Source organism: Micromonospora sp. WMMD1128, from assembly GCF_027497235.1.
In the GTDB taxonomy this organism is placed as follows: domain Bacteria; phylum Actinomycetota; class Actinomycetes; order Mycobacteriales; family Micromonosporaceae; genus Micromonospora.
The window spans coordinates 25,632-52,595 of sequence record NZ_CP114902.1 but is presented as its reverse complement, the minus strand read 5'-3'; the positions used below and the strand labels follow the sequence as shown (position 1 = coordinate 52,595).

The following is a 26,964-nucleotide window of genomic DNA, read 5'->3' as shown; positions in this document are numbered from 1 at the left end:
TCGCGCACGCGCACCGCCGCCCCAAACTAACCGGCCGCACCGACGAGCACATCCCCGGAACCGGCAGAACCACGATGCGGTCAGGCGGCAGCGAGGCGGGCCCGCAACGCGTCGGCCGCGGCCCGCTCACTGCGCTGCTCGGTGGCGTACGCCAGGCGCACCGCCTCCTCGGCGCTGGCCCTCGCCTCCACCGCACGCCCGTCGGCCGCCAGCGCCTCGGCCAGCACCATCCGCGCCACCACCTGACTGCGGACGTCCTCGGCCGGGGCGGCGATGGCCCGCCGCGCCCAGTCCAGCGCCTGTTCCCGCTGGCCGTGGGCGAGCAGCGCGCTCGCGTACCGGGCCATCGTCTGCCGCCGGGAGAACAGCAACGACGGCGCGTTCGCCGCCCCGGTGGCCACCGGGGCGAGCAGCCCCACCGCGGTACCCGGGTCACCGGCCGCGACCCGGGCCATGGCGAGCAGCACCCGCGGCGCGACCTGGGCCGGCGCCTGCGGATTGTGCGGCTCCACGCTGGTCAGCACCGACCGGGCCTCCCGTTCGGCGGTCTCGCAGTCACCCATGTCCAGCGCGACGAAACCGCGCAGCGTGCCGGCCATCCCGGTGAGCAGCGGGTGGGTCGTCCGGTCGGCGTACCCGAGCGCGTCGCCGAACAGGTCGGCGGCGTGCTCCGGCTCGCCCAGCCCGCGCGCCACCACGCCGCGCACCACGAGCGCGAAGCCCTGCCCCCAGTCGTCCCCCACCGCCGCGAACTCCCGGTACGCGCGCCGCGCCGCCCGGTCCGCCTCGGCCAGGTCGCCCAGCTCAGCCGTGGCATACGCCTCGACCGCCCGCAGCGTGCCCACCGCCCACGCCTCACCGACCCGCTCCCCGAACGGCAGGAAGACGTTCGCCAGGCGGTACGCCTCCCGCAGCCGGCCGGCGAGCAGCCGGGCGAATGCGGTGGTGCCACGCAGCCAGGCTCGCCCGTACGGGTCCTTCAGCTCGGCGAAGAGCCGGGCGGCCCGGCCGAGCACCGCGTCGGTGCCGGCGAAGTCACCCCGGGTGGTGGTCACCCAGGCCAGGTTCTGCAACGACCAGGCCTGGCCGCGCGGGTCCTTCGCGGCGAGGCTGACCTGGTAGGAGGCGGCCAGCCGGCTGCTCGCCTGTCCCAGCCGGCCGGCGACGAAGTCGGCCATGCCGAGCCGGCGCATCGCCGAGGCCCGCAGGGTCGGCAGGCCGGCGTCGGTGGCCACCTGCAACGCCTCGGTGTAGCTGCGGTCGGCCCGCTCGACGTCGCCCAGGGTCTGCTGCGCCTGACCGGCAAGCAGCAGCGCGGCGGCCCGGGTGGCCGCTTCCCCGGCGTTCGCGGCGATCTTCTCGGCCGAGGCGAGCGCGTCGGCCGGGCGGCCGATCTGGAGCAGTGCCCGGGCGTGCACCACCCGCTCCGCCGGAGGCAGTCCGCCCCGGGCCAGCTCGGCGGCGCGCTCCGCGTACTCGACGGCGAGCGCCGGCTCCCCGACGCGCAGCGACCGGCGGGCGGCCCGGCCCAGCGCGGCCACGCCCAGGCCGGCGACCGCCCGGGCCGGCGCGTCCGGGCGGAGCTTGACCGCGTCGGCGAGCGCGTTCGCCCGCTCGACGTGCGCGGCGACGAAGTCGTCCCGGGCCGCCTCGGTGAACCCGCCCGCGGGGACGCCGGCCGGGTCCGTGCTCTCCGGCGCGGCCCAGCGGGCCAGTGCGGCGTGCCGCTCGGCCAGCTCGGCCTTGCTCACCCCGGCGTACGCGGCCTCACGCATCAGCGGCGTGGCGAACGCGAAGCCGGTGCGCGTCCGGTGCAGCATCCGGCGTTGCAGCAATTCCTCGACGGCCCGGTCCCACTCGACCTCGGCCACCGCGGCGGGACGCCCGTCCCGCCCGGCCCGTTGTTCCCGCAGCGCCTCGAGCGCGCCGGCGACGGCGGTGTCGCCGACCACCGCGGCGTCGCGCAGCACCGAGCGGGCGTCCGGCGGCAGCGCGTCGATGCGGGCGGCGAGGACGGCGGCCAGGTCCCGGGAGAGCAGCCGGCTGCCGAGCGAGCCGGGTGCCAGCCGCCAGGCCACGTCCGTGCCGCGCCCCGCGCCCGCGGTCAGCGCACCGCGCTCCATCAGCAGGGTGACCAGTTCGGCCAGGTAGAACGGGTTGCCCTGGGCGGTGGCGAGGAGCCGGTCCGCGTCGGCCTGCGGCAGCCGGCCGCCGCCCAGATAGCTGGTGAGCAGCCGGGCCGCGTCCGCGCCGCGCAACGGCGGCAGCGCGTGCACCTCGGCGTCCGCGAGCCGGGTCAGCACGCCTGCGGTCCGCACCAGCTCGGGGCGGCCGAGCAGCAGCGCCAGCACCGGCCCGGCCAGCCGGTTGAGGGCAAGCGCGAGCGCCTTGACCGTCTCGGCGGTGGCGTCGTGCAGGTCGTCCACCACGATCATCATGGGCGCCTCGCCGGCGAGCGCGTTGAGCAGGTCGGCGACCGCGTTCGGCACCGCCTCGGCGTCCGTCGGCGGCGCGGCGGCGTTCCACTCGACGCTGTCCGCGGCGGGCGGGAGTTCGGCGTACCCGAGCAGGGCCAGAAGCTGGTCCACGGCGATCTGCGGCGGGTCGCCGGGGAGCCGGGCGAGACGCTGGCCGAGCCGGCGCAGCCGTTCCTCGACGGCCGCCCGGGTGACCGCGGTCCCCGGGTCGCCGGGCAGGCCGACCGCGGCGCGGACCAGGTCGGCCAGGGGCGCCAGCCGGCGTCGCTCGCCGAACGCGGCGCAGCGGACCGAGAGCACCCGGGCGCCGGTGTGCGCCGCGTACCGGCCGGCGCCGACGTCGTAGCCGGCGGCGAGGCGCTCCACCTCGGCGGCGAACCGGGACTTGCCGATGCCCGCCTCGGCGGTCATCAGCAGCACCCGAGGCTCCCCCCGGTCGATCACCTCGGCGAGCCGGCCGGCGACCCGGCCGATCTCGGTCTCCCGGCCCACGTAGGGCGCCTCGTCGCCGAGACCGGACCGGGTGCCCGGGGCGTCCAGCAGGCCCAGCAGCTCGTACGCCTCGACCGGCTCGCGTTTGCCCTTGAGCCGCAGCGGGCGCAGCGCCCGCCAGGAGGCGACGTGCCGGGTCGCGGCGGAGGTGCGCGCGCCGGCGTAGATCGCGCCGACCGCGGCGGCGTCGGCGAGGCGCGCGGCGGTGTTCACCGTGTCGCCGATGACCGTGTATTCGATCGCGGCCTGGATGCCGGCGATGACGTTCCCGGTGTTGAGCCCGACCCGCAGGCCCAGCGGCGCGCCGCCGCCCCGCTCGTCGTCGAGCACCCGGCGAACGGCCCGCTGCATGGACAGCGCCGCCCGCACCGCCCGTTCGGCGTCGTCCTCGTGCGCGACGGGCGCGCCGAAGACCGCCATGATCCCGTCGCCGGTCAGCTTGTCGACGTGCCCACCGAACGTCTTGACCGCACCGGCGAGAGCGGCCAGCACCCGGTCGGTGACCGCCCCGACCCGCTCCGGGTCGAGGTCCTCCGACCAGGAGGTGAACTCGGAGAGGTCGCCGAAGAGGACGGTGACCACCCGGCGCTCGGCGGCCGGCAGCGTGGCGGCGGCCGGCAGCGCCGCGCCGCAGTTGTGACAGAACTTCGCGCCGGGCACGGCGACGGTCCCGCACACCGGGCAGGTCACGGCTGCTCCACCCCGAGGTGTTCGAGCTGGGCGCGGACCGACCACTCGGCGGCCCACCACAGCGACCGGTCCACGTCGGCGTAGACCACGGCGACCACCTCGGCGGCGGTGGTCGCGCCGGCGGCCACGGCGGCGCGCACCTGGTCGAGCCGGGCCCGCCGGTGGGCCAGGTAGGACTCGGCCACCGCACCGCAGTCGGCGAGCGCCGGGCCGTGCCCCGGCAGCGCCGGAATCCCCCGGTACGCCGAGAGCAGTTCCAGGCTCGACAGGTAGTCGCCGAGGTGCCCGTCCGGGTGGGCGACCACGGTGGTGCCCCGGCCGAGGATGGTGTCGCCGGTCAGCACCGCCGGCTGGTCGTCGTGCTCGACCAGGAGGCAGATCGAGTCGGCGGTGTGCCCGGGGGTGGGTAGCAGCCGGATGCCGAGACCCGAGTCGGGCAGGGTGGCGGCGGTCAGTGGCGCACCACCGATGGTGTGCGCCGGGTCGGCGGCGAGCACCGGCACGCCACCGAGCAGCTCGCTCAACCGGGGCGCGCCCTCGGTGTGGTCCGGGTGCCCGTGTGTGATCAGCACGAGCCCGACCGGGCCGTGCGCCGCGATCGCGGCCAGGTGCCCCTCGTCGGCCGGGCCGGGATCGACCACCACGGCCGGCGCGTCGAGGGTGGGCCGCAGCACCCAGGTGTTCGTCCCGTCGAGGGTCATCGGCCCGGGGTTGGGTGCGCGGAGCAACGTCACCCATGCCGGCAACCCGTCCGCCAGCGCCCCCGTCACACGCCCACCCATGGCAGCGATCGTACGACCCCGCCGGCCACACTCCGCGATCTTGCAGGTCCGGCCCCCGGGTTTGTCCTCGTCTGAGGCTTTGCGCCCGGGGGCGGACCCGCAGGATCGCGTTACCCGACCTCGACGATCAGCTCCACCTCGACGGGGGCGTCGAGCGGCAGCTCGGCCACGCCGACGGCGCTGCGGGCGTGCCGCCCGGCCTCACCGAAGACCGCGCCGAGCAGGTCCGACGCGCCATTGATCACCCCGGGCTGGCCGGTGAAACCGGACGCGCTGGCCACGAAGCCGGTCAGCTTCACGACCTTGACCACGTTCTCCAACCCGACAAGCGCGTCGACCGCGGCGAGCCCGTTCAGCGCGCACCGCTGCGCCAGGTCCTTGGCCTGCTCGGCGGAGACGCCGTTGCCGACCTTGCCGGTGGCGAGCAACCTGCCGTCAGCCATCGGGAGCTGACCGGAGACGTAGACGTGCCGGCCGGACTGGACGGCCGGCACGTAGCTGGCCACCGGCGGCACCACCTCGGGCAGTTCGAGGCCGAGTTCGGCGAGCTTGGCGTGGGGTCCGTTGCTCATCGGCTAACCCTTCGGGCGCTTCAGGTACGCGACGAGCTGCTCCGGGTTCGGGCCGGGCACCACGGAGACCAGCTCCCAGCCGTCCTCACCCCAGTTGTCGAGGATCTGCTTGGTCGCGTGGACCAGCAGCGGGACCGTGGCGTATTCCCACTTCTGCATCGGCGGAAGGCTCCCTTGCCTGACGTGGACTTCGGTCAGGCACAGCCTACGGTCCGGCGGCCTCAGCCCGTCGCGGGACGCTGCTCCGGCGCGGGCGGCTCGCCGCAGGGCCCCTCGTGCTCGTAACGCTGCGGGCAGCGGCTGCGGTCGACCAGCAGCAGGTCGCAGAAGACGCGGTGCCTGTTGTTCTGGTCGTCCGCCGTGGAGACGGTGGTCTCGCCGGCGTCCAACTCGGCGAGAAAGCCCAACGAGGTGGCCACGATGCTGGCGAGCGCGGTGGCCGACGCCAGGTCGGGCACCCGCACCGGCAGGTGGATGACGTAGCCGGGCTCCTCCTCGTCCCGGCCTCGGACGGTGGGCCGGACCAGTGTCCGGACCGTCTCCGCCGCGGGACGGTACGAGCGCTCGTTGAACGGTGTGCCCGCGCCGGGACCGTCGGCGCCGCCGGGCCGCGCGGCCCGGTCGCCGGGGGGAAACTGTGCTCGGGGAACGTTCTCCGCGTCGCGCATGCGCTGCCTCCGGGCGTCATACCTGCTCACCAACACCACCGTGCGGCTCGGCCTCCCCCGGTCCGGTCACCGCTCCGCGACGAACGTAGGGCGCGCCCACCCGCTTCGACAACGGGACGCGCACGCCTGATCACATAAAGTCACATATGCGACACAAGGCTGGTCCGAAACGCGACGGCGATTTCCCATCCGGCAACCACACACGCGGGGCTGGCAAGCGGGCCGCCGACCGCTACCCTTCCGGACTGGGCGGTCGCGGTCGCTCGCCCATCACCTCGACCCGTGCCCGTCGCCTGGGGCGGCGACGGGCGCGCCGCAACCCGGGGGAGTCCGATGACCCAACCGCCCGCCGGTGGTGCCACCGGCATGCCCGGCGACCCGATCCCGCAGCCGGTGTCCGCCGGCGCCACCCCGCCGGCCGGTCCCGGCCAGCCGGCGCACGCAGCCACACCACCGGGCCACCCGCCGTACCCACCCGGGGCCCGTCCGCCCAGGCGCCGGTCCCTGCTGGTCGTCTCGATCGTGCTGGTCGCGGCGGTTCTGCTCTGCGGCGGCGGCGGCACGGCCGCGTTCCTCGCCCTCCGCAACGGCGAGGACGGCCGGGGCGCGGAGGAGCCGCAGGTCGCGGTGGACGGCTTCCTCAAGGCCGTCTACCAGGAACAGGACGCCGAGAAGGCGGCCACGTTCGTCTGCTCCGCGGCCCGCGACGACGACCGGATCGCCGCCAAGGTCGCCGAGGTGCAGAAGTACGCCGGGCAATACCAGAACCCCCGGTTCCGCTGGACCAATCCGACCGTCGACAACCAGACCGGGGACCGCGCCACGGTCTCCACCCGGGTCACCATGACCACCGCCGACGAGAAGGTCGCCGACCAGGAGTTGCGCTTCACCGTGGTGCGGAGGACGGGTTGGTGGGTCTGCGAGGTCGCCTGATCCCGCCGGCTGGTTAGGCTCGACGGGTGGCAGCGAGTGAGCAGCCGGCCGAGTCCGCCGGCAGATGGCCCGGCCGCCTGCACGTGGTGACCGGCAAGGGTGGCACGGGCAAGACAAGCGTGGCCGCCGCGCTGGCCCTCGGGCTGGCCACCGGGGGCCGGCGCACCCTGCTGGTCGAGGTCGAGGGGCGACAGGGCATCGCCCAGCTCTTCGACACCGACCCGCTGCCCTACGAGGAGCGGCACCTCACCGACGCCCCCGGCGGCGGTGAGGTGCGGGCCCTGGCGGTCGACGCCGAGGAGGCCCTCCTCGAATACCTGGACATGTTCTACAAGCTCGGCGCGGCCGGCCGGGCGTTGCGCAAGCTCGGTGCGATCGACTTCGCCACCACGATCGCCCCGGGCCTGCGGGACGTGCTGCTCACCGGCAAGGTCAAGGAGGCCACCACCCGCACCAGCGGGTCACGCCGGGCGTACGACGCGGTGGTGCTGGACGCGCCGCCGACCGGGCGGATCGGCCGTTTCCTCAACGTCACGGCGGAGACCGCCCGGCTCGCCAAGGTCGGCCCGATCAAGACCCAGAGCGAGGGCGTCTCCGCGTTGCTCCGTTCGCCGATGACCTCGGTGCACGTGGTTACGCTGCTGGAGGAGATGCCGGTCCAGGAGACGCTCGACGCGGTGGCCGACCTGACCCAGTTGGGCTTTCCGGTCGGCCGGGTGATCGTGAACGCGGTCCGCCCGCCGGTCCCGGCCGGTCGCACGGTCACCGCGGCGGAGCTGAGGCGGGGGTTGGCCGCCGCCGGCCTGCCCACCGACGCGCGGACCGTGGCGGGCCTCGCCGAGGAGGCCCGCGACCAGCGGGTACGCCGGGACCTGGAGGACTCGCTGCGGGGCGACCTGGTGGAGTTGGAGCTGCCTCTGACCGAGCTGCCGCTGCTGCCCGACGGGGTCGACCGGGCGGGGCTGGAGACGCTGGCCGAGGCGCTCGTCCGGGCGGATTGACTCACACCTGCGGCCGGCACGGAGCAGAGAGCCCCTCGGGACCGATACGCTCGATTGGTGCCTTCCGAAGACGCGGCGCCTCCGCTGGACGTCGACCAGATCCTCGCCGACCCGGGCGTGCGGATCGTGGTCTGCTGCGGGGCGGGCGGTGTGGGCAAGACGACCACCGCCGCGGCGCTCGCGCTGCGGGCGGCCGAGCGGCACGGCCGGCGCACCGTGGTGCTCACCATCGACCCGGCCCGCCGGCTCGCGCAGTCGCTCGGCCTGACCGAGCTGGACAACACGCCGCGCCAGGTCAAGGGCATCGACGTCGAGGACAGCGGCGGTGAGCTGCACGCCATGATGCTCGACATGAAGCGCACGTTCGACGACGTGGTGCTCCAGCACACCGACCCGGCGAAGGCGGCGGAGATCTTCGCCAACCCCTTCTACCAGGCGATGAGTTCCACCTTCGCCGGCACGCAGGAATACATGGCGATGGAGAAGCTGGGCCAGTTGCACGCCCGCGGTGAGTGGGACCTGATCGTGGTGGACACCCCGCCGTCCCGCTCCGCGCTCGACTTCCTCGACGCGCCGGCCCGGCTGTCCCGGTTCCTCGACGGCCGGATGCTCAGGCTGCTGCTGGCTCCGGCGCGCAGTGGCGGGCGGAGCATGTTCAGCCTGGTCACGGCGAGCTTCGGGATGTTCTCGAAGGTGGTGCAGAAGGTGCTCGGCGCCCAACTGCTCACCGACCTGTCCGGCTTCGTCGCCGCGCTCGACTCGATGTTCGGCGGGTTCCGGCAGCGGGCCGAGCAGACGTACCGGATCCTTCAGGCTGGCGAGACCGCATTCCTGCTGGTCGCGGCGCCGGAGCCGGACGCGGTCCGGGAGGCCGCCTACTTCGCCGGCCGGCTGCGCGACGAGCGGATGCCGCTGGCCGGGCTCGTGCTCAACCGGGTGCACCGGCCCGCGGCGGCGGGGCTGTCCGCGGAGCGGAGCCTGGCCGCCGCGGATCGGCTGGCGGCCTCCGGCGGCCACGAGGCCGCCGCCGAGGTGCTGCGCGCGCACGCCGCATTGGCCCAGCAGGCGGTACGCGAGCAGCGGGTGGCGGCCCGGTTCACCGAGGCGTTCCCGGCGGTGCCGGCGGTGTCGGTGACGGCGCAGCCCGCCGACGTGCACGACGTCGACGGGCTGCGGACGATCGGCGAGGCGATCAGCCGGCAGTGAACGGGGCCGGCGGGCCGCCCGACGGTCAGGTGGCGGTGGTGACGAGGATCTTGTCCTTGCCGGACTTGTCCTTGGCGTTCTTCTTCATGGCCGCCTCGAACATCTTGCGCCAGCTGGTCACCTGCGGGTGCCGGCGCAACAGCGCACGGCGTTCGCGTTCGGTCATGCCACCCCACACCCCGAACTCGATCCGGTTGTCGAGCGCGTCGGCCAGGCACTCGTACCGAACTGGGCAGCTCCGGCAGATCCTCTTCGCCACGTTCTGTTCGGCGCCCTGTACGAACAACGCGTCCGGGTCCCCGTTCTGACACGCCGCCAGCGACGGCCAGTCAGTGATCATGCCCATCTGTACACGTCCCCCCTTGCAGTACCTACCGACTTCGTGCGAGCAGCCCCCGAACTTCCCCCCGGTCGTCCGGCCGACCTCCCCAGGGCGGCACGGACGACGTGTGACTGCGATCGCCGTCACCATCATGCTGTGTAGTCGCCTGATTACGCAACGTTGTCGGCTAAATCCATCATTCCGGACACTCCCGGCTTCCCGGGCCTTCGCCGCCGACTACCCGTCCCCGGTACGGAGAAACGCCGCCCCGCCCCCGAGATCGGCGACGACTTCCGGCGGATCTCACGCAACCCCGGACCAGGGCTCGTGCGTTTAGCACAACGAGGCCGGCGCGGGATGGAAATGGGGAAAGTTCCCCGTGCGCCGGCCGATCCCTGCTCGCGTACCCTGTCGAGGTGACCTGGATGCGGAAACGTGACCACAATGTCTTTACCAACGCCGCATCGCTGCTGATCTGTGGCCTGCTGGCCGGCGTGGTGGTCGCCGCGGCGGCCTTCCCTGCGGTGGCGATGTCCGGCCTTGCCGCAAAGGCGGGCGCCGAGACGTTCGGCGCGCTGCCCAAGGAGCTGACGGTGGCCCGCGCTCCGCAGATCACCTATCTGCTTGCCTCCGACCGCAAGACGCCGCTGGCGACCATGTACGACGAGAACCGCAAGGACGTCAAGCTCAAGGACGTCTCGCCGATCATGCAGAAGGCCCTCATCGCGGCGGAGGACCACGAGTTCTACAAGCACAACGGCGTCGACCTCAACGGCGTGGCCCGGGCGTTCGTCAACAACCAGTCCTCCGGCTCCTCCCAGCAGGGCGCCTCGACGCTCACCATGCAGTACGTCCGGCTGGCCATCTCCTACTCGGCCACCCACCCGGCCGACGTGGTCGCCGCCACCGAGGACACCAGCGCCCGCAAGCTGCGTGAGATGAGCCTCGCGCTCCAGGTCGACAAGGAGCTGTCCAAGGACGAGATCCTGGAGCGCTACCTGAACATCGCCGCGTTCGGCAACGGCGCGTACGGCATCTACGCCGCCAGCCAGGTCTACTTCGGCAAGCCGCCGAGCAAGCTCGACATCCAGGAGTCGGCGATGCTCGCCGGCATGGTGAAGGCGCCGACCGCGTTCGACCCGACCACCAAGGCCGGCTACCCGGAGGCGGTCGGCCGGCGCGACTACGTCATCCAGAACATGGTGCAGATCGGCGCGATCACCCAGGCGGAGGCGGACGCCGCCAAGAAGATCAAGCTGGTGGTGAAGGACAAGCGCACCCCGAACGGCTGCGTGCAGACCAGCACCAACTCCTGGGGCTTCTTCTGCGACTTCTTCTACCGCTGGTGGCTCGGGCAGGAGACGTTCGGCAGCACCACGTACGACCGTGAGCGGCGGCTGAAGAGCGGCGGCTACACCATCGTCACGAGCATGGACGTGCAGGCGCAGAAGGCCGCCGACAAGGCCGTCCGCAACCACCTGAGCGAGAGCAGCAAGGCGGCCCGGATGGTGGCCGTGATCGAGCCCGGCACCGGCCGGGTCCGGGCCGTGGCGACGAACCGCAAGTTCAAGATCGACGACCCGAAGCACCCGCAGAACAAGCTCGCCAGTGAGCCGAAGAAGGCCAAGAAGAAGATCCGGGGCAACTACCCGAACACGGTGAACCCGTTGATCACCGGCGGCCCCGGCATCTCCGGCTACCAGGCCGGCTCCACCTTCAAGATCTTCACGCTGGTGGCCGCGCTGGAGAAGGGCTACCCGCTCAGCTACCCGATCGACGCCCAGCCGGTCTTCAAGTCGGACTACCCGGTCAAGTTCAACTCACCGGCCGCCTGCCCGGGCACCAGCAAGTACTGCCCGAAGAACGCCAACCCCGCGATGGCCGGCATGCACAACATGTGGAGCGGCTTCAGCTTCTCGGTCAACACGTTCTTCATCGACCTCCAGCAGCGGGTCGGCGCCGAGAACGTGGTCAAGGCGGCGCAGAAGCTCGGCATCACGTTCCGCTCGTCGGACGACGCCGCGCTCGCGGCCAACCCGCACCAGTGGGGCGCGTTCAGCCTCGGCGTCTCGCAGACCACCCCGCTGGAACTCGCCAACGCCTACGCCACGCTCGCCGCCGACGGCAAATACTGCGAGCCGATCCCGGTGCAGGAGATCCGCGGGCCGGACGGCGACAAGCTCGACATCGCCAACCCGCACTGCGAGCAGCGGGTCAGCACCGAGGTGGCCCGCGCGGCGGTCGACGCCGCCCGCTGCCCGGTCGGTGACCACTCCTCCACCTCCAAGTGCGGCCCCTCCGCCACCGCCGGCAACGTCCGCGGCATCGTCAAGGCGCCGGTGGCCGGCAAGTCCGGCACCACCGACGGCGACAAGACCTCCGCCCTGGTCGCCATGACCAAGCAGTACGCGGTGGCCGGCATCATGGCCGACCCGGACTGGGCGCAGACCACGCAGAAGATGCTGCACAACGAATCGCCCCAGGGCATCAACCCGGCCGTCTACGAGACGCTGCGCGACGCCATGAAGGGCAAGGAGCGGAAGAACTTCACCCCGCCGAGTGGCAAGATCGTCATGGGTGACCAGCGCTCGATCCCCGGCGTGAAGTGCGAGTCGGTCGACACCGCCAAGTCACGGATCAAGGGCGCCGGCTTCGAGCCGGTGGTCTCCAGCAACCGGGTGCCGTCGGAGTGCCCGGCGGGCAGCGCGGCCGGCACCAGCCCGGACGGGCGCACCATCAAGGGCGGCGTGGTCCTGATCGAGGTCAGCTCCGGCCAGGGCGCGCCGAAACCGGGCAACTCCGGCGGGCCGGACACCCCACCGAACCAAAACAACGGGCGGCCTGGACGCCGCTGACCGGGAAGCGACGACGACGGGCGGGCACCCCAGCGGGTGCCCGCCCGTTCCGTCCGTTCAGACGAACCTCAGAGGCCGAGCTGCCGGCGTACCTCGGCGGCCACCCGGCCCCCCTCGGCCCGGCCCGCCACCGCGGCCTGGGCCGCCTTCATGGCCGGGCCCATCTGCGCCTTGCCGGTGAAGCCGCCCGCGGCGAGCGCCCCCGAGACCAGCTCGGCCAGCTCGTCGTCGGGAAGCTGCTTCGGCAGGTAGCGCTCCAGCACCGCGCCCTCCGCGGTCTCCTTGCCGGCCTGCTCGGCGCGCCCGGCGTCGGCGAAGGCGGTGGCCGCCTCGCGCCGCTTCTTCGCCTCCTTGGTCAGCACCGCGAGCACCTCGTCGTCGCTGAGCTCGCGCTTCTCCCGGCCGGCGACCTCGGCGTTGCCGACGGCCGCGAGGGCCATCCGCAGCGTGGAGGTGGTCAGCTCGTCGCGGGCCTTGAGGGCGGCGCGCATGTCGGTGGTGAGACGGTCCTTCAGCGTGCTCATGGACGGTCAAACTACCCTGAACACCATGCGAAAGCGCACACTATTCCGGCTCGCGGCCGGAACCGCCGCCGTCGGCGCGGCCACCCTGGCGTACGCGTCGCTCGTCGAGCGCAACCTGTTCACCCTCCGCCGGTACGACGTGCCGGTGCTCCCGACCGACGCCGAGCCGCTGCGGGTGCTCCACCTGTCGGACCTGCACATGATGCCCAACCAGCGGCGCAAGCAGGACTGGGTGGCCTCGCTGGCGGCCCTCGACCCCGACCTGGTGGTGGTCACCGGCGACAACATGGCCGACCCGGAGGCGGTGCCCGGCGTGCTGCGTGCCCTCCAGCCACTGCTCGACCTACCAGGCGCGTTCGTGTTCGGCTCCAACGACTACACCGGCCCCGTCGTGAAGAACCCGTTCGCCTACTTCCTGCCCGACCGCGGGTACACCGAGGGTGTCCCGCTGCCGTACGAGGAACTGCGCGGCATCCTCACCGGCGCGGGTTGGGCGGACCTGAACAACGCCCGCACCACGCTGAAGGCCGGCGGGCGGGAGATCGAGTTGGTCGGTGTGGACGACCCGCACATCGAGCGCGACGACTACGACGCGGTGGCCGGGCAGGTGAGCGACCCCGGCGCGCTGTCGATCGCCCTGACCCACTCGCCGGAGCCGGCCGTGCTGGACCGGATGACCGCCGACGGCTTCGGGCTGCTGCTCGCCGGGCACACCCACGGCGGGCAGGTCTGCGTGCCCGGGTACGGCGCGCTGGTGACCAACTGCGGGCTGCCCCGGTCGATGGCGCGCGGCCTGCACCGCTGGCCCGGCTCGGACTCGTGGTTGCACGTCTCCGCCGGCCTGGGCACCCACCCGACGGCCCCGATCCGCTTCGCGTGCCCACCGGAGGCGAGCATCCTGACCCTGATCCCCCGCTGACCCCGCTCCACGGCAGGGCGGGGGTACTGAATTTGATCCCGGGAGCGGGTGGGCTACTATTTGTCGGCACGCCTCGGGGTGTGGCGCAGCTTGGTAGCGCGCTTCGTTCGGGACGAAGAGGTCGTCGGTTCGAATCCGGCCACCCCGACCAGAGGTAGAACGGGTCGAGGCCCCTCCACGGAGGGGCCTCGACCCGTTTGCGGGTCCCACCGATGCTCCCGATGCAGCGAGAAGGCAGCAGCACTCGGGCGCCTCGGCGTGGATGAACGCACCGTGACGAGCCAGATACTACGATGACGGCTCCCCCCTCGTCTCACCCTCGGAGTGGCATGTGGCCCGCCGTTTCCTCTTCTCGGATGAGAGTGGCGACCTGTCCTTCACGAAGGGGCCGAACATCTCGAAGTACTTCGCGGTCGGAACCCTGGTCATCGACGAGGCAGAGCTACGAAAGCTTCGGGCGACGCTGGCGGCCCTCCGCGACGAGTTGGCATTCCGGAACCATGGCCTCGACTCCTACTTCCATGCCACGAAGGACTCTCACGACGTCCGGGCGGCCGTCTTTGCCGCACTGTCATCGATCGACTTCCAGTTCGACGTGACGCTGCTTGAAAAGTCGAAGGCACAGCCACACCTCCATCGAACCGACGCGGTCTTTTACCAGTACGCGTGGTACTACCATCTCAAGTGGCTCGCACCGAGACTCTTCGCCCAGGACGACGAGGCGCTGATCGTGGCGGCCGAACTCGGCACCAAGAAGACGCGCAAGGCCTTCCGTGGGGCGATCGAGGATGTGCTCACCCAATGTGTGAGCTACCGGGTCAAACGCAGCCTGGCCTTCTGGCCGTGCTCAAGCGACTTTGCCCTGCAAGCTGCGGACTACTGCACCTGGGCAGTGACCCGCAGGCGAGAGCGAGGCGACGAGACCTACCTTGAGATGATCCGCCCGAAGGTCCGCTACGAATACGATCTCTGGGCGTCGGGCAGGACGCACTACTACTAGCTCGACAGCACGAACCCCCGCCCAACTAGGCTCTCGCCAGAGCCCAGGGGCTCTTTCGTCGAACGGGGTCGCGCAGGTTCATCCTAACTCGCGGCCTCACTTGGCAGAAGGGCAACGCGCTCCGCACCCAAGCACTCTCGCACAGTAACGACTGAACGCCCTGTTCGGGCCCTCCACGTAGGGCCTTGACTCGAAGGCGATTGAGGGCCGCCGGCTGGTGCGCCCGGCTGTGGGCGGTCGTTCGCTCCGCCTGGCATGGTTGACGCATGCCAGCCATGATCCGATCCCGCCTGACCGATTGGACCACCGTCGCACCCGTGGTCGCGGTGCTCCTGCTCGTGTTCACCTGGGGTCGGGAACTGCCCGGCGTACTGATCTTCGTGGTCGCCGGCCTGCTCGCGGTCGCCGTCCTGGCGGCCGTCCACCACGCGGAGGTGGTGGCGCACAAGGTGGGTGAGCCGTACGGCTCGCTGGTGCTGGCGGTCGCGGTCACCGTGATCGAGGTCGGTCTGATCGTCACCCTGATGATCAGCGGCGGGGACAAGACGCAGGCGCTGGCCCGGGACACCGTCTTCGCCGCCGTGATGATCACCTGCAACGGCATCCTCGGCCTGTCCCTGCTGCTCGGCGCGCTACGCCGGCAGGTGGCGGTGTTCAACCCGGAGGGCACCGGCGGCGCGTTGGCCACCGTGGCCACCCTCGCCACGCTCAGCATGGTGGTGCCGACGTTCACCACCAGCCGGCCCGGTCCGGAGTTCTCCCCGGCCCAGCTCGCCTTCGCGGCGGTCGCGTCGCTCGCGCTCTACCTGCTGTTCGTGATGGTGCAGACCGGCCGGCACCGGGACTACTTCCTCCCGGTCACCCAGGAGGGCAGCATCCTGCCCGAGGATCGGGACGGCGACGGGCACGCCGAGCCGCCGTCCACGCGTACCGCCCTGGTCAGCCTGGGTTTGCTGGTCGTGGCGCTGGTCGCGGTGGTCGGCGACGCGAAGACCGTCTCCCCGGCGATCGAGACCGCCGTCCAGGCGGCGAACCTGCCGCAGGCGTTCGTCGGCGTGGTCATCGCCCTGCTGGTGCTGGCGCCGGAGACGCTTGCCGCCGCCCGGGCGGCCCGGCGGGACCGGGTGCAGATCAGCCTCAACCTCGCTCTCGGCTCGGCGATGGCGAGCATCGGCCTGACCATTCCGGCGATCGCCATCGCCTCGATCTGGCTGGACGGCCCGCTGCTGCTGGGCCTGGGCGGCACCCAGATGACGCTGCTGGCGCTGACCGCGGTGACCGCCGTACTCACCGTGGTGCCCGGACGGGCCACCGTGCTCCAGGGCGGCGTGCACCTGGTGCTGCTGGCCGCGTTCGTCTTCCTCGCCGCCAGCCCGTGATCGGACGCCGCCGGCCCGGACGCATGCTCAGTCGTGCAGCTCGGTGCGGGCTACCTCGGTGAACGCCGCGTCCAGGTAGCCGGCGAGCGGGCGCCCGGTGACCGCCAGCAGGTCGGCCACAAGCAGCGGGGCGTGCCGGGCGACGGCCCCCGGGTCGGGTGGGTTCTCGTCGTCGCCCGGGTCGTAGACGCCGAGCGCGCCGGCCAGCAGCACCAGCAGCACGTGCGGGTCGACCTCGGGCCACCACGCCGCGCTCGACCGGACGCAACGCTCCAGCACCTGGCGGACGTCGTCGCCGTCCAGCCCGTCCGGATGCCCCTCCTCCAGCAGCAGCCGGACCACGCCGCCGAGCACCAGCCCGGCCCGGTCGGCGGCGGCGAGTCGTTCCACGGCCGGCTGGTACGCCTCGGCGTCGCGCGCCCGGGCCGCGTCAACCGCATCACTGGCGGTCACAGCGATCTCGCGGGCGGGAGCGGGCAGATGACGCCAGGTCGCACTCACCACCCCAACATCCCAAACCAGCCACCCTCACCCCCACCCCTCCCCACCCCGCTCGTTGATCAAGGAGTTTGCGTCACCGTGAGGCACGTGCTCCGACGCGAACCCCTTGATCAACGCACCGAAGGTGGGTGGCGGACGGCAGCGGGCCCCGGAGCACAGCTCCGGGGCCCGTTGGTGGTGCGGGTCAGGCGGCGGGGACCTCCGCGGTGGTCTGGATCCGGTCCAGCGCCGGCGCGGACACCGGCGACTTCTCGGTCAGGTACGCGGTGAGGGCGTCCAGGTCGATCTGGCCGGTGACCGCGTTGGTGCCGCCGGTCAGGACGCTGAAGCCGTCGCCACCACCGGAGAGGAAGTTGTTCACCGTGATCCGGTACGTGGCGGTGTCGGTCACCGGGGTGCCGTTGATGGTGAGGCTGCCCCGGACCACGCGGGTGCCGGCGCACGGCGTGCCGGCCGGCGCGGTGGTGCCGTCGACGTCGACGACGTAGTGCACGCTCGACGAGGCGTAGAGCACCCGGGCCACGGTGAACTGCTGCTCCAGCATGCAGTAGAGCTGCGCCCCGGTCAGGTCCAGCGTCACCAGGTTGTTGGCGAACGGCTGGACGGTGAACGCCTCGGCGTAGGTGACCGGGCCGGCGTCGATGTCGGCGCGTACGCCGCCGGGGTTCATGAACGCGGCGACGGCGTTCTGCTCGTTGTCGGTGGCGGCGAGTTGTGAGTCGGCGATGAGGTTGCCCAGCGGCGACTCACCGGTCTGGTAGGTCGGCTGGCCGTTGGCGTCGACCCCGGTCTGGTACAGGTTCTCCTGGGTCTTGGTGATCGCCTCGCTGGTCTCGCCGACCACCCGGTCGGCCACCGGGCCAAGCGCGGTCTTGTACCTGTTGATCAGCTCGGTCGAGGCCGGGTCCTTGGCCACGTCGCGGGTGACCACGACGTTGTTCGCCGACGCGCTGATGACGTCCCGGGTACGCGGGTCGATCTTCAGGTTGATGTCGGTGACGAGGCGGCCGAACGAGCTGGCGCTGGTGACCAGCTTGCCGTTGATGTTGCAGTTGTACGCGGCGTGGGTGTGCCCGCTGACGATCACGTCGATGGCCGGGTCCATCCGGTTGGCGATGTCGACGATCGGCCCGCTGAACCCGGTGCAGTCGTTGATGCCGCCGCCGTTCTGCACGCCGCCCTCGTGCAGCAGCACCACGATGCTCTTGACGCCGAGCAGTCGCAGGATCTTGGCGTACTTGTTGGCGGTGTCGGCCTCGTCGGTGAAGCGCAGTCCGGCGACGCCCTGCTGGCTGACGATGTTCGGGGTGCCCTCCAGGGTCATCCCGATGAAGCCGATCGGCACACCCTTGACGATCTTGATGCCGAACGGCTGCATCAGCGGCAGGCCGGTGGAGGTCTTGAACGCGTTCGCCGAGAGGTACTTGAACTTGGCGCCCTTGAACGGGGTGCCGTCGGCGCAGCCGTCCACCGGGTGGCAACCGCCGCGCTGCATCCGCAGCAATTCGGTGGCGCCCTCGTCGAACTCGTGGTTGCCGACGCTTGCGAACTCGAGCCCGGCGAGGTTCATCTCCTCGATGGTGGGCTCGTCGTGGAAGGCGGCGGAGAGCAGCGGCGAGGCGCCGATCAGGTCGCCCGCGGCGACCGTGACCGTGCCCTTGCCCTGCTTCTTGGCCGCCGCGCGCATGGCCTTGAGGTGGCTGGCCAGGTATTCCACGCCACCGGCGGTCTGCCCGTCGATGGTGCCGCTGGACCCGGTCGGTGGCTCCAGGTTGCCGTGCAGGTCGTTGATGGCGAGCAGTTGGACGTCGACCGGCTTCGAGTGGGCCTCGGCCTGGTCGGGGTGAACGGCGACCGCGGTGAACGCGGTCGCGGTGAGTGCGGCCAGGCCGACGGCGGCCCGGCGGCGCATCCCGGGGACGGACATGGAACTCCTCGTGAGATACCGGCGCGTGGTGGCCGGACGATGGTTCGCCCGGCGGCCCTGATCCGTGCCGTGACAGGGGTCGATCGCGGACGGCGGCGATCGGGGGAACGCCGCCCCGCCCGGGGTAGCTTCTCATCCACCGGGCCGCAGGTCGACCTGGTGGCATGCGGAATCCTGGATGGGCCGGACGACAGGTGCCGGTCTGCCCGACGAGTCCGACATGACGGTCGGGTGAATTGCCGTGGGACGAGGGCGCGCGGCCCGGAACCGGAGGACGCCGGCTCCCAGGGACCAGGGAGCCGGCGTCGACGCTCATGTCACGCGGAAAACCTTGCCCTGGCAACCTTCCTCCCCGGAATAACTCCCGCCGGGCCATCCATCGCGAACCGAACGGCCGATCACACCCGACGGTCCGGCACCCACGGCGGTCTGTCCGAACTCGACCGTGCCGCCGGAGGGTCGGTCGGAGATCTGGGAGGCGACAAGCGTGCGGAGCGCCGCCCGGGTCCACCGCCCGGCGACGCCCGGCCGACCCGTCAGGTAGTCGACGATCCCCGCGACGTCCCAGCCGTGCGCCTCCCGCAACCCGCGCGCCAGCATGCCGAGATAGACCGGGGCCGGTCGGGTCCAGGGCACCTCCACCGCCCGGTGGCCGGTGGTGAAGGTGAGCATCGGCAGGCCGTCGCGTTCGCCGACCCGCAGCAACGTCTCGTACCGTCCCGGACCGAGCGTGGCCCGGCCGGTTTCGACGGCCGCGAGGATCCGCGCCAGGTCCGCGCCGGGCGGCCGGTACATCTCCTGGGCGGCGATGTCGGCGAACTGCTCGACCGTCACCAGGTAGCCGCGGACCGCCGCGCCGCCCGGCAGCTCCGGGTCGTAGAACGCCATGCCGCCGGTCCAGGCCCGGGACTCGCCGGCGAAGTAGACCCCGCCGGGAATCACCGCCGGCACCGTCCGCCGCGGCGGCCGGCAGTCCCGGCAACCCGGGTACGTGCGCAGCCCGCCCGGTGGCTGCCCGCCACGCAGATACCAGGCGAGCCGCGCCGCGTGCAGGTTGGACCCGTACGCGACGTACCAGAGCAGCGGCACGCCCAGCGCCCGGCCGGGTGGCTGACGCGGACCGCTGAGCATCAGTGCCTCCTCGGACCCGGGATCTCCACCGTACCCACAGGCCGTCCACAGGCTGTGGATAGCACATGTGTACGAAGGTCGACGACACCCGGAGATGAGTACATTTGATCGCGACCATCCCCCCTCCCAGCAGGAACGACGTGGATCACGAGCGAGTCCTCCGCGACGTCACGGCGCGCCTCCCCACGGCGTCGACCGTGCCCGAGGCGTGCCAGTGGACCGTGGCCGCGCTCGCCCGGCACACCCCGGCGACCGCCACCGTCCTGCTCCGCGTCCACGACCGTCTCCGATGCGTCGCCGCCACCGGCGCCTGGCAGGTCTTCTCGCACGTGTCGGCCACGACCGACGGCACGGCGCCGGCGCGGCACCGGCCCGAACCGTCGGTGGTGCGGCGGGTCTACACCTCCGGCGAGACCGCCGCCGTTCCCGACGTCGCCGCCGATCCCGACTACCTCCCGGTCCGCCCGGACGTCACCGCTGAACTCTGCGTGCCGGTACGCGACCCGGCCGGCGCCCCGATCGGCGTGCTCGACCTCCAGTGGAGCGGACCGGTCACGCTCGCGCCGTGGCAGGCGACCGCCGAACGGCTGGCCGACCGGCTCGGCGCCCGGATCGCGGCGCTCGGCGGGCCACCCGCCGAAAGCCGCAGCGAGAAGCTGCTCCGGCACGCCGCCGCGTTCACCGCCGCCCCGACCGACTGGGACCTGATGGCCGCCGCGATCGCCGCGGCGCGGGACGTGTCCGCGCTCTCCGCAGCCGTGCTGGTGCTCACCGGCCGCCACGGACCCCGGCTGGGCGCGGCCACCGACACCCCGGGCGAGCTGGAGACCCGGATCCGGGCCGAGTTGGCCGAGGCGGGCCCGGCCGCGTTGGAGAAGATGATCGAGCGCGCCCACCGGTACGGCTCGGCGTACACGCTCGGCGAGGCGGGGCACCCGCCGACCGAGGAATACCTGCCGCTGACCCGGGCCGGCGCGTACACACTCGTGGCGGTGCCGGTCGGCGCGCCGTCCGCCGGTGGGGTGCTGCTGGTCGCCGACGAACGGTCGCTACGGCCGGACCCGACCACGGTCAACCTGATCGAGCTGCTGGCCGGGCAGGCGTGGACCTGCCTCGACCGGCTGCGTACCCTGGCGCGACTACGCGAGCAGGCCAGCTCCGACCCGCTCACCGGGCTCCGGCACACCGGGCCGTTCGGGCGGCGGATCGCCAGCGCCACGCCGGGGCGTACCGCCCTGCTGGCGATCGACGTCGACGGGTTCAAGGACGTCAACGACACGTACGGCCACCAGGCCGGCGACCGCCTGCTGGTGGGGCTGGCCCGGGCGCTTGAGGGCGCGCTGCGGCAGGGCGACGAGCTGTACCGGACCGGCGGCGACGAGTTCGTCGCGGTGATCGAGGTGAGCCATCCGCAGGAGGCGGTCGGGATCGCCGAGCGGCTCACCGACGCGGCCCGACGCACCGGCCGGACGATAAGCGTCGGCGTCGCGCTGCCCCGCCAGGGCGAATCCCCCGAGCGCACCCTCCACCGAGCCGACCAGGCCCTGTACGCGGTGAAGCGCCACGGCCGGGACGGCGTCCACCTCTCCGCCGCCTAAGGGGTGGTCGGGCTAGCGGGTCAGGTCCTTGGCCAGGAGTTCGGCTATCTGGGCGGTGTTCAGGGCGGCGCCCTTGCGGAGGTTGTCACCTGTGACGAAGAGGTCCAGGGCGCGGGGGTCGTCCACCGCGCGGCGGATCCGGCCGACCCAGGACGGGTCGGTGCCGACCGCGTCGATCGGCATCGGAAACTCACCGGCGGCGGGGTCGTCGACCAGGATCACCCCCGGTGCGTTACGCAGCGCCTGGCGGGCGCCCTCGGCGTCCACCTCGGTGGCGAAGACCGCGTGCACGGCGACCGAGTGGCCGGTCACCACCGGCACCCGTACGCAGGTGGCGGAGACCTTCAGGTCGGGCAGGCCGAGGATCTTGCGCGACTCGTTGCGCAGCTTCAGCTCCTCGGTGGACCAGCCGCCGTCGCCGAGCGAGCCCGTCCAGGGCACCACGTTGAGCGCCAGCGGGGCCGGGAACGGGCCCAGCTCGTCGCCGACCGCCTGGCGCACGTCGCCGGCCCGGGAGCCGAGCCCGCGGTCCCCGGCGACCTTGCCGAGTTGCAGGTGCAGCGCGTCCGCCCCGGCCTGTCCCGCCCCGGAGGCCGCCTGGTAGGAGGCGAGGACCAGCTCGCGCAGGCCGTACTCCCGGTGCAGCGGAGCAATTGCCACGATCATCGCCAGGGTGGTGCAGTTGGCGTTGGCGACGATGCCCCGGGGCCGGTCGCGTACCTGCTCGGGGTTGATCTCGGGAACCACGAGCGGCACGTCCCGCTCCATCCGGAACGCGCCCGAGTTGTCCACCACCACCGCGCCACGGGCCACCGCGACCGGCGCCCACTCGGCCGAGACGTCGTCGGGCACGTCGAACATCGCCACGTCGACACCGTCGAACGCCTCGGCGGTGAGGGCCCGCACGGTCAGTTCCTCACCCCGGCACGGCACCCGCCGGCCGGCCGAGCGCTCGGAGGCGAGCAGCCGGATCTCGCCCCACACGTTGCGCCGGGACGAGAGGATCTGGCACATCACCGTGCCGACGGCACCTGTCGCCCCGACCACGGCGAGGGTGGGCAGCGACGCCATCGGCGTTACCGCCCGGTGCCGGCGTAGACGACGGCTTCGGTGTCACCACCCAGCTCGAAGGCGTCGTGGATGGCCTTGACCGCCTTGTCCAGGTCGGTGTCCCGGCAGACCACGGAGACCCGGATCTCCGAGGTGGAGATCATTTCGATGTTCACGCCGGCGGTGCCGAGGGCGGCGAAGAAGCCGGCGGCGACGCCCGGGTGCGAACGCATGCCGGCGCCGATCAGCGAGACCTTGCCGACGTGGTCGTCGTAGAGCAGGCCCTTGAACTTGACCGGCTCCTGGATCTTGCTGAGCGCGGCCATCGCGGTCGGACCGTCCGCCTTGGGCAGCGTGAACGAGATGTCGGTGCGGCCGGTGCCCTCGGTGGACACGTTCTGCACGATCATGTCGATGTTGATCTCGGCACCGGCCACGGTGTCGAAGATCCGCGCGGCGGCGCCCGGCTCGTCGGGCACCCCGACGATGGTGATCTTCGCTTCGCTGCGGTCGTGGGCGACGCCGGTGATCAGTGCCTGTTCCACAGGAAGGTCCTCCATCGATCCGGTGACCATCGTGCCGGTGTTGGTCGAGTATGACGAACGGACGTGGATCGGCAACCCCGCGCGTCGGGCGTACTCCACGCTGCGCAGGTGCAGCACCTTCGCGCCGCAGGCGGCCAGCTCCAGCGTCTCCTCGTAGGTGATCCGCTCGATGTGCCGGGCGTTCGGCACGATCCGCGGGTCGGCGGTGAAGATGCCGTCCACGTCGGTGTAGATCTCGCAGACGTCCGCGTGGAGCGCGGCGGCGAGCGCCACCGCGGTGGTGTCCGAACCGCCCCGGCCGAGGGTGGTGACGTCCTTGGTGTCCTGCGAGACGCCCTGGAAACCGGCGACGATGACCACCGCGCCCTCGTCCAGCGCGCCCTTGAGCCGCCCCGGAGTCACGTCGATGATCCGGGCCCGGCCGTGCACCGAGGTGGTGATCACGCCGGCCTGCGAGCCGGTGAACGAGCGGGCTTCGTACCCCAGGTTGTGGATGGCCATGGCGAGCAGCGCCATGGAGATCCGCTCCCCGGCGGTGAGCAGCATGTCCAGCTCGCGGCCCGGCGGCAGCGGGCTGACCTGGTTGGCCAGGTCGAGCAATTCGTCGGTGGTGTCGCCCATGGCGGAGACCACCACGACGACGTCGTCACCTGCCTTGCGGGCCGCCACGATGCGCTCGGCCACCCGCTTGATCCGCTCGGCGTTGGCGACGGAGGACCCGCCGTACTTCTGCACCACGAGTGCCACGACGGTGCGCTCCCCTCCAGTGACGGCCCTGAGCGTGCCGACGCCGCCGGGTCTCTCGGTCCGGCGGCGCGTGTCAGACCTCTTCAGGGTATCGGGCGGGTCACGCCGCCGGGTCGGGTGATCCCACCATCCGGCCCCGGGGTGGGGCGGCTCACCAGCCTCGGGGGCCACACGGGCCGCAAACGGTACAGCCGTACGGTGGGCTGACCCGGACGGTCGCGGCGGCGCAGAATGGCCTGGTGCACGCTCACCGACGCGCGGCCCGCCGGCTGGCCGGCCTGCTCGCGCTCACCCTGCCGGCGCTGCTGGCCGCCTGCGTCCCCGACCCGCGGGAGGCGACCCCGACCGGCACCCCCGATCCGGTGTCGGTGCAGGTCGACGCCGCCCGCGACGAGCTGGCCGGGCTTGCCGCCGCCGCCCAGGACCGGCACCTCACCGCCACGTACGCCTTCGCGCCACCCGGCGGCGCCGCCCGACCGGTCGCGGTGACAAGCGCTAACGACGGGAGCTGGCGGGTCGACGTGCCCGGTTGGGGGCGCAACGGCACGGTGGACGTCTCCCTCGCCGGCACCTCGGACGGCCTGTTCCAGTGCGCGCTGCCCTCGGCCGGGTGGACGCGGCCGGCCGGGTGCGTGCGCCTCGGCGACGCCGACGACGCGATGCCACGCCGGCTGGACCCGCGGGTGCAGCACCCGTTCACCGACTGGCTGGAGGTGCTCACCGACCGGCGCGCGCCGCTCGTCGTCTCGCCCGCCACGCCGCCGTCCGGCGTCGACGACGGCCGGTGCTACACGGTCGACTCCACCTCGGCCTCGCTCAACGCGCCGCTTGACGTGGGCGTCTACTGCTTCCGGGAGGACGGCACCCCGGTGGCGGTGCGTGCCACCTTCGGCGCGCTCACGCTGACCGGTGAGCCGGGCCCGGCTCCGGCGACGATCGACCTGGCGGGCGCGGTGACCGAGGGTGAGCCGGTGGGTCGGGACGGGTCCACACCGGAACCGTCGTAGCGTTTTGTCCGTTACGGGTGTCCTTGACCACATTATTGACACCCGTGCCGGAAGCCTGAAACGGGCATCAAGGACTATGTCCCCCATGACCGATCTGACCCCGCTACTCGCCTTCCGCTGGAGTCCCCGCGCGTTCGACCCCGACGCGGAGCTGACCGCCGACGAGGTGGCCACCCTGCTGGAGGCGGCCCGCTGGGCGCCCTCGGCCGGCAACGCCCAACCGTGGCGGTTCGCGCTCGGACGCCGGCAGAGCGAAACCTGGAAGCGGATCCTGGTCGGCCTGCCCGAAGCCGACCAGGGCTGGGCACGGCACGCCGCCGCCCTGCTGCTCGCCGCGCACGCCGGCGGCGAACCGGAACGCACCGCGTACGACCTGGGTCAGGCGGTCGCCCACCTCACCGTGCAGGCCACCGCGCTCGGCCTGCACGTACGCCAGCTCACCCGCCTCGACCGCGCCCGCCTCGCCACCGAACTGGACCTGCCCGACGACGTCCGGCCGTTGGCGGTGGCCGCGGTCGGCCGGCTCGGCGACCCGGCCACGCTCCCGCCGGACCTGTACGCCCGGGAGACCGCGCTCCGCCGCCGCCGGCCCCTGCCCGCCCTGCTCCTGCACTGACCTGCTGCTCCGCGGACGCGGTCGGTGACGTTGGTCCCACAGTCCGGACCGGCCTTCCCACCGCCCGTCCCACCACGTAGGGTGACCCCGACATGTGGCGGGCCTATCTTCTCCTTGGCTGCCGCGACGGGGCCTGACCGGCCGGCACCTCGTCGCGGAGTTGAACCGCGCCGTCCAGCAATCCGAACTTCTCCTCGGCACCGCCGCGCACCGTCGCCCGGCACCCCGCCGACACCTTCCGATCTGCTGACGCCACATGTTCCCAGGGAGCAATCCGAGATGGCTCAACCTGTCACCGACACCGATCCGTTCGCCCGGCAGCGCCCCAGCCGGATGCCGATCCACCGTTACCTCCCGTACGACAAGCAGTTCCAGGTCGAGCTGCCGGATCGTGCCTGGCCGACCCGCCGCGTCGAGGCCGCGCCCCGGTGGTGCGCCGTCGACCTCCGCGACGGCAACCAGGCGCTGATCGACCCGATGTCCCCCGAGCGCAAGCGCCGGATGTTCCACCTGCTCGTACAGATGGGCTACAAGGAGATCGAGGTCGGCTTCCCGTCGGCCAGCCAGACCGACTACGACTTCGTCCGCCAACTGATCGAGCAGGACCTGATCCCGGAGGACGTCACCATCCAGGTGCTGACCCAGTGCCGGGAGCACCTGATCGAGCGGACCTTCGAGTCGCTGCGCGGCGCCCGCCGGGCCATCGTGCACTTCTACAACTCGACCTCCACGCTCCAGCGCCGGGTCGTCTTCGGCCTGGACCGCGACGGCATCACCGACATCGCCACCCAGGGCGCCCGGCTCTGCCAGAAGTACGCCGAGATCCACACCCCGGACACCGACATCCACTACGAGTACTCGCCGGAGTCCTACACCGGCACCGAGCTGGACTACGCGCTGGAGGTTTGCGCGGCGGTGATCGAGGTGGTCGACCCCACCCCGGACCGGAAACTGATCGTCAACCTGCCGGCCACGGTCGAGATGGCCACGCCGAACGTCTACGCCGACTCGATCGAGTGGATGCACCGGCACCTGCCCCGGCGGGACAGCCTGGCGCTGAGCCTGCACCCGCACAACGACCGGGGCACCGGCGTCGCCGCCGCCGAGCTGGGCCTGCTCGCCGGCGCCGACCGGATCGAGGGCTGCCTGTTCGGCAACGGCGAGCGCACCGGCAACGTCGACCTGGTGACGCTGGGCCTGAACCTGTTCTCCCAGGGCATCGACCCGATGATCGACTTCTCGAACATCGACGAGATCCGGCGCGCGGTCGAATACTGCAACCAACTGCCCGTGCACGAGCGCCACCCCTACGCCGGCGACCTGGTCTACACCGCCTTCTCCGGCTCCCACCAGGACGCCATCAACAAGGGCTTCGCCGCGCTGCACACCGACGCGGCGGCGGCCGGTGTGCCGGTCGACGAGTTCACCTGGGCCGTGCCCTACCTGCCGATCGACCCGAAGGACCTGGGCCGCACCTACGAGGCCGTCATCCGGGTCAACTCGCAGTCCGGCAAGGGCGGCGTCGCGTACATCATGAAGTCCGAGCACCAGCTCGACCTGCCGCGCCGGCTCCAGATCGAGTTCTCCGGCGTGGTGCAGAGCGTCACCGACCACGACGGCGGCGAGGTCGACCCGGGCACCATGTGGGAGATCTTCGCCCGCAACTACCTGGTCGACCACCAGGTCGACCCGGCGGTCACGCTGGCCGGCTACACCATCGGCACCGTCGACGGCAAGGTCGAGATCGACGCCCGGGTCGGCTTCGGCGGCGAGGTCCGGCCGCTCACCTCGGTCGGCAACGGCCCGATCGACGCGTACGTCAACGCGCTCCAGTCGCTGGGCGTGACGGTACGGGTGCTCGACTACCACGAGCACGCGCTCTCCTCCGGCGGGGACGCGCAGGCAGCCGCGTACGTGGAGTGCGAGGTGGACGGCCGGACGGTGTGGGGCGTCGGGGTGGACGCCAACATCGTCACCGCCTCGATCAAGGCGGTAACGAGCGCCGCCAACCGCACCCGCTGA

At 72.3% G+C, this 26,964-nt stretch carries 23 protein-coding genes and 1 tRNA gene; 12 read left to right on the top strand and 12 right to left on the bottom strand.

Going from position 1 to position 26,964, the window contains the following annotated elements; genetic code table 11:
- Window positions 1-80: 80 nt before the first annotated feature.
- From O7602_RS00265 to O7602_RS00245, 5 genes are all read right to left on the bottom strand, one after another.
- Window positions 81-3,659: an adenylate/guanylate cyclase domain-containing protein gene (locus tag O7602_RS00265; RefSeq protein WP_281586215.1), complete on the bottom strand. Its 3,579-nt coding sequence runs from the start codon at window positions 3,657-3,659 to the stop codon at window positions 81-83.
- On the bottom strand, window positions 3,656-4,441 hold the full coding sequence (locus O7602_RS00260) for an MBL fold metallo-hydrolase (RefSeq protein WP_281586213.1): 786 nt from the start codon (window positions 4,439-4,441) through the stop codon (window positions 3,656-3,658). Before O7602_RS00260 ends, O7602_RS00265 begins: the two co-directional genes overlap by 4 nt.
- A gap of 110 nt (window positions 4,442-4,551) precedes the next feature.
- Window positions 4,552-5,013 carry a RidA family protein gene (locus O7602_RS00255; protein ID WP_281586211.1) on the bottom strand — a complete coding sequence of 154 codons (462 nt, stop codon included), beginning with the start codon at window positions 5,011-5,013 and terminating at the stop codon, window positions 4,552-4,554.
- Window positions 5,014-5,016: 3 nt separating this feature from the next.
- Window positions 5,017-5,172, bottom strand: coding sequence for a DUF4177 domain-containing protein (locus O7602_RS00250; RefSeq protein ID WP_013289021.1), 156 nt, complete (start codon window positions 5,170-5,172; stop codon window positions 5,017-5,019).
- A gap of 62 nt (window positions 5,173-5,234) precedes the next feature.
- Window positions 5,235-5,681, bottom strand: coding sequence for a hypothetical protein (locus O7602_RS00245; RefSeq protein ID WP_281590022.1), 447 nt, complete (start codon window positions 5,679-5,681; stop codon window positions 5,235-5,237).
- Between the two features lie 333 nt (window positions 5,682-6,014).
- Between O7602_RS00245 and O7602_RS00240 the strand changes: the two genes are divergently transcribed.
- The 3 genes from O7602_RS00240 to O7602_RS00230 are packed head-to-tail and all read left to right on the top strand — an operon-like array spanning window position 6,015 to window position 8,821.
- Complete coding sequence (locus tag O7602_RS00240) at window positions 6,015-6,614, top strand: hypothetical protein (protein ID WP_281586210.1); 600 nt, start codon at window positions 6,015-6,017, stop codon at window positions 6,612-6,614.
- 26 nt (window positions 6,615-6,640) lie between these two features.
- On the top strand, window positions 6,641-7,615 hold the full coding sequence (locus tag O7602_RS00235; protein WP_281586208.1) for an ArsA-related P-loop ATPase: 975 nt from the start codon (window positions 6,641-6,643) through the stop codon (window positions 7,613-7,615).
- 54 nt (window positions 7,616-7,669) lie between these two features.
- Entirely contained in the window at window positions 7,670-8,821 is a 1,152-nt protein-coding gene (locus O7602_RS00230; RefSeq protein ID WP_281586206.1) for an ArsA-related P-loop ATPase, read from the top strand.
- Window positions 8,822-8,846: 25 nt separating this feature from the next.
- Here O7602_RS00230 and O7602_RS00225 read toward each other — a convergent pair whose 3' ends face one another.
- Window positions 8,847-9,167 carry a WhiB family transcriptional regulator gene (locus O7602_RS00225; RefSeq protein WP_281586205.1) on the bottom strand — a complete coding sequence of 107 codons (321 nt, stop codon included), beginning with the start codon at window positions 9,165-9,167 and terminating at the stop codon, window positions 8,847-8,849.
- 401 nt (window positions 9,168-9,568) lie between these two features.
- Here O7602_RS00225 and O7602_RS00220 point away from each other — a divergent pair, with 401 nt between their 5' ends.
- Window positions 9,569-11,998 carry a transglycosylase domain-containing protein gene (locus O7602_RS00220; protein ID WP_281586203.1) on the top strand — a complete coding sequence of 810 codons (2,430 nt, stop codon included), beginning with the start codon at window positions 9,569-9,571 and terminating at the stop codon, window positions 11,996-11,998.
- Between the two features lie 68 nt (window positions 11,999-12,066).
- Here O7602_RS00220 and O7602_RS00215 read toward each other — a convergent pair whose 3' ends face one another.
- Window positions 12,067-12,522: a GatB/YqeY domain-containing protein gene (locus tag O7602_RS00215; protein ID WP_281586201.1), complete on the bottom strand. Its 456-nt coding sequence runs from the start codon at window positions 12,520-12,522 to the stop codon at window positions 12,067-12,069.
- Window positions 12,523-12,547: 25 nt separating this feature from the next.
- On the opposite strand from O7602_RS00215, the gene O7602_RS00210 reads away from it, so the two are divergent.
- The 4 genes from O7602_RS00210 (at window position 12,548) to O7602_RS00195 (ending at window position 15,820) form a co-directional block, all read left to right on the top strand.
- Window positions 12,548-13,441 carry a metallophosphoesterase gene (locus O7602_RS00210; protein WP_281586199.1) on the top strand — a complete coding sequence of 298 codons (894 nt, stop codon included), beginning with the start codon at window positions 12,548-12,550 and terminating at the stop codon, window positions 13,439-13,441.
- Between the two features lie 74 nt (window positions 13,442-13,515).
- Window positions 13,516-13,592 (top strand) — tRNA-Pro (locus O7602_RS00205).
- A 180-nt stretch (window positions 13,593-13,772) separates the two neighbouring features.
- Complete coding sequence (locus O7602_RS00200; RefSeq protein WP_281586197.1) at window positions 13,773-14,441, top strand: DUF3800 domain-containing protein; 669 nt, start codon at window positions 13,773-13,775, stop codon at window positions 14,439-14,441.
- Window positions 14,442-14,716: 275 nt separating this feature from the next.
- Complete coding sequence (locus O7602_RS00195; RefSeq protein WP_281590020.1) at window positions 14,717-15,820, top strand: ionic transporter y4hA; 1,104 nt, start codon at window positions 14,717-14,719, stop codon at window positions 15,818-15,820.
- Between the two features lie 27 nt (window positions 15,821-15,847).
- On the opposite strand, the gene O7602_RS00190 is transcribed toward O7602_RS00195, so the two are convergent.
- The 3 genes from O7602_RS00190 to O7602_RS00180 all read right to left on the bottom strand — a co-directional run bounded on the left by O7602_RS00190 (window position 15,848) and on the right by O7602_RS00180 (window position 19,379).
- A complete protein-coding gene (locus O7602_RS00190; RefSeq protein WP_281586195.1) occupies window positions 15,848-16,321 on the bottom strand; it encodes a hypothetical protein in 474 nt (157 codons plus the stop codon).
- Between the two features lie 184 nt (window positions 16,322-16,505).
- On the bottom strand, window positions 16,506-18,248 hold the full coding sequence (locus O7602_RS00185; RefSeq protein ID WP_281586193.1) for a bifunctional metallophosphatase/5'-nucleotidase: 1,743 nt from the start codon (window positions 18,246-18,248) through the stop codon (window positions 16,506-16,508).
- Window positions 18,249-18,560: 312 nt separating this feature from the next.
- Entirely contained in the window at window positions 18,561-19,379 is an 819-nt protein-coding gene (locus tag O7602_RS00180; protein WP_281586191.1) for a histone deacetylase, read from the bottom strand.
- Window positions 19,380-19,519: 140 nt separating this feature from the next.
- On the opposite strand from O7602_RS00180, the gene O7602_RS00175 reads away from it, so the two are divergent.
- Window positions 19,520-20,977 (top strand): sensor domain-containing diguanylate cyclase, encoded by a 1,458-nt coding sequence (locus tag O7602_RS00175; protein ID WP_281586188.1) that lies wholly within the window; start codon window positions 19,520-19,522, stop codon window positions 20,975-20,977.
- A gap of 12 nt (window positions 20,978-20,989) precedes the next feature.
- Here O7602_RS00175 and O7602_RS00170 read toward each other — a convergent pair whose 3' ends face one another.
- Window positions 20,990-22,048 (bottom strand): aspartate-semialdehyde dehydrogenase, encoded by a 1,059-nt coding sequence (locus O7602_RS00170; RefSeq protein ID WP_281586186.1) that lies wholly within the window; start codon window positions 22,046-22,048, stop codon window positions 20,990-20,992.
- A gap of 5 nt (window positions 22,049-22,053) precedes the next feature.
- On the bottom strand, window positions 22,054-23,319 hold the full coding sequence (locus tag O7602_RS00165) for an aspartate kinase (RefSeq protein ID WP_281586184.1): 1,266 nt from the start codon (window positions 23,317-23,319) through the stop codon (window positions 22,054-22,056).
- A 239-nt stretch (window positions 23,320-23,558) separates the two neighbouring features.
- Between O7602_RS00165 and O7602_RS00160 the strand changes: the two genes are divergently transcribed.
- The 3 genes from O7602_RS00160 to leuA all read left to right on the top strand — a co-directional run bounded on the left by O7602_RS00160 (window position 23,559) and on the right by leuA (window position 26,964).
- Entirely contained in the window at window positions 23,559-24,326 is a 768-nt protein-coding gene (locus O7602_RS00160; RefSeq protein WP_281586182.1) for a hypothetical protein, read from the top strand.
- Between the two features lie 85 nt (window positions 24,327-24,411).
- Entirely contained in the window at window positions 24,412-24,942 is a 531-nt protein-coding gene (locus tag O7602_RS00155; protein WP_281586180.1) for a nitroreductase family protein, read from the top strand.
- Window positions 24,943-25,221: 279 nt separating this feature from the next.
- Window positions 25,222-26,964: a 2-isopropylmalate synthase gene (gene leuA, locus O7602_RS00150; RefSeq protein WP_281586178.1), complete on the top strand. Its 1,743-nt coding sequence runs from the start codon at window positions 25,222-25,224 to the stop codon at window positions 26,962-26,964.

Bases quoted from the DNA above. Each gene is read 5' to 3' on its own strand.
- O7602_RS00260 (WP_281586213.1), bottom strand. From the start codon at position 4,441: ATGGGTGGGCGTGTGACGGGGGCGCTGGCGGACGGGTTGCCGGCATGG.
- O7602_RS00255 (WP_281586211.1), bottom strand. From the start codon at position 5,013: ATGAGCAACGGACCCCACGCCAAGCTCGCCGAACTCGGCCTCGAACTG.
- O7602_RS00250 (WP_013289021.1), bottom strand. From the start codon at position 5,172: ATGCAGAAGTGGGAATACGCCACGGTCCCGCTGCTGGTCCACGCGACC.
- O7602_RS00245 (WP_281590022.1), bottom strand. From the start codon at position 5,681: ATGCGCGACGCGGAGAACGTTCCCCGAGCACAGTTTCCCCCCGGCGAC.
- O7602_RS00240 (WP_281586210.1), top strand. From the start codon at position 6,015: ATGACCCAACCGCCCGCCGGTGGTGCCACCGGCATGCCCGGCGACCCG.
- O7602_RS00225 (WP_281586205.1), bottom strand. From the start codon at position 9,167: ATGGGCATGATCACTGACTGGCCGTCGCTGGCGGCGTGTCAGAACGGG.
- O7602_RS00220 (WP_281586203.1), top strand. From the start codon at position 9,569: ATGCGGAAACGTGACCACAATGTCTTTACCAACGCCGCATCGCTGCTG.
- O7602_RS00215 (WP_281586201.1), bottom strand. From the start codon at position 12,522: ATGAGCACGCTGAAGGACCGTCTCACCACCGACATGCGCGCCGCCCTC.
- O7602_RS00210 (WP_281586199.1), top strand. From the start codon at position 12,548: ATGCGAAAGCGCACACTATTCCGGCTCGCGGCCGGAACCGCCGCCGTC.
- O7602_RS00195 (WP_281590020.1), top strand. From the start codon at position 14,717: ATGATCCGATCCCGCCTGACCGATTGGACCACCGTCGCACCCGTGGTC.
- O7602_RS00185 (WP_281586193.1), bottom strand. From the start codon at position 18,248: ATGTCCGTCCCCGGGATGCGCCGCCGGGCCGCCGTCGGCCTGGCCGCA.
- O7602_RS00180 (WP_281586191.1), bottom strand. From the start codon at position 19,379: ATGCTCAGCGGTCCGCGTCAGCCACCCGGCCGGGCGCTGGGCGTGCCG.
- O7602_RS00170 (WP_281586186.1), bottom strand. From the start codon at position 22,048: ATGGCGTCGCTGCCCACCCTCGCCGTGGTCGGGGCGACAGGTGCCGTC.
- O7602_RS00155 (WP_281586180.1), top strand. From the start codon at position 24,412: ATGACCGATCTGACCCCGCTACTCGCCTTCCGCTGGAGTCCCCGCGCG.
- leuA (WP_281586178.1), top strand. From the start codon at position 25,222: ATGGCTCAACCTGTCACCGACACCGATCCGTTCGCCCGGCAGCGCCCC.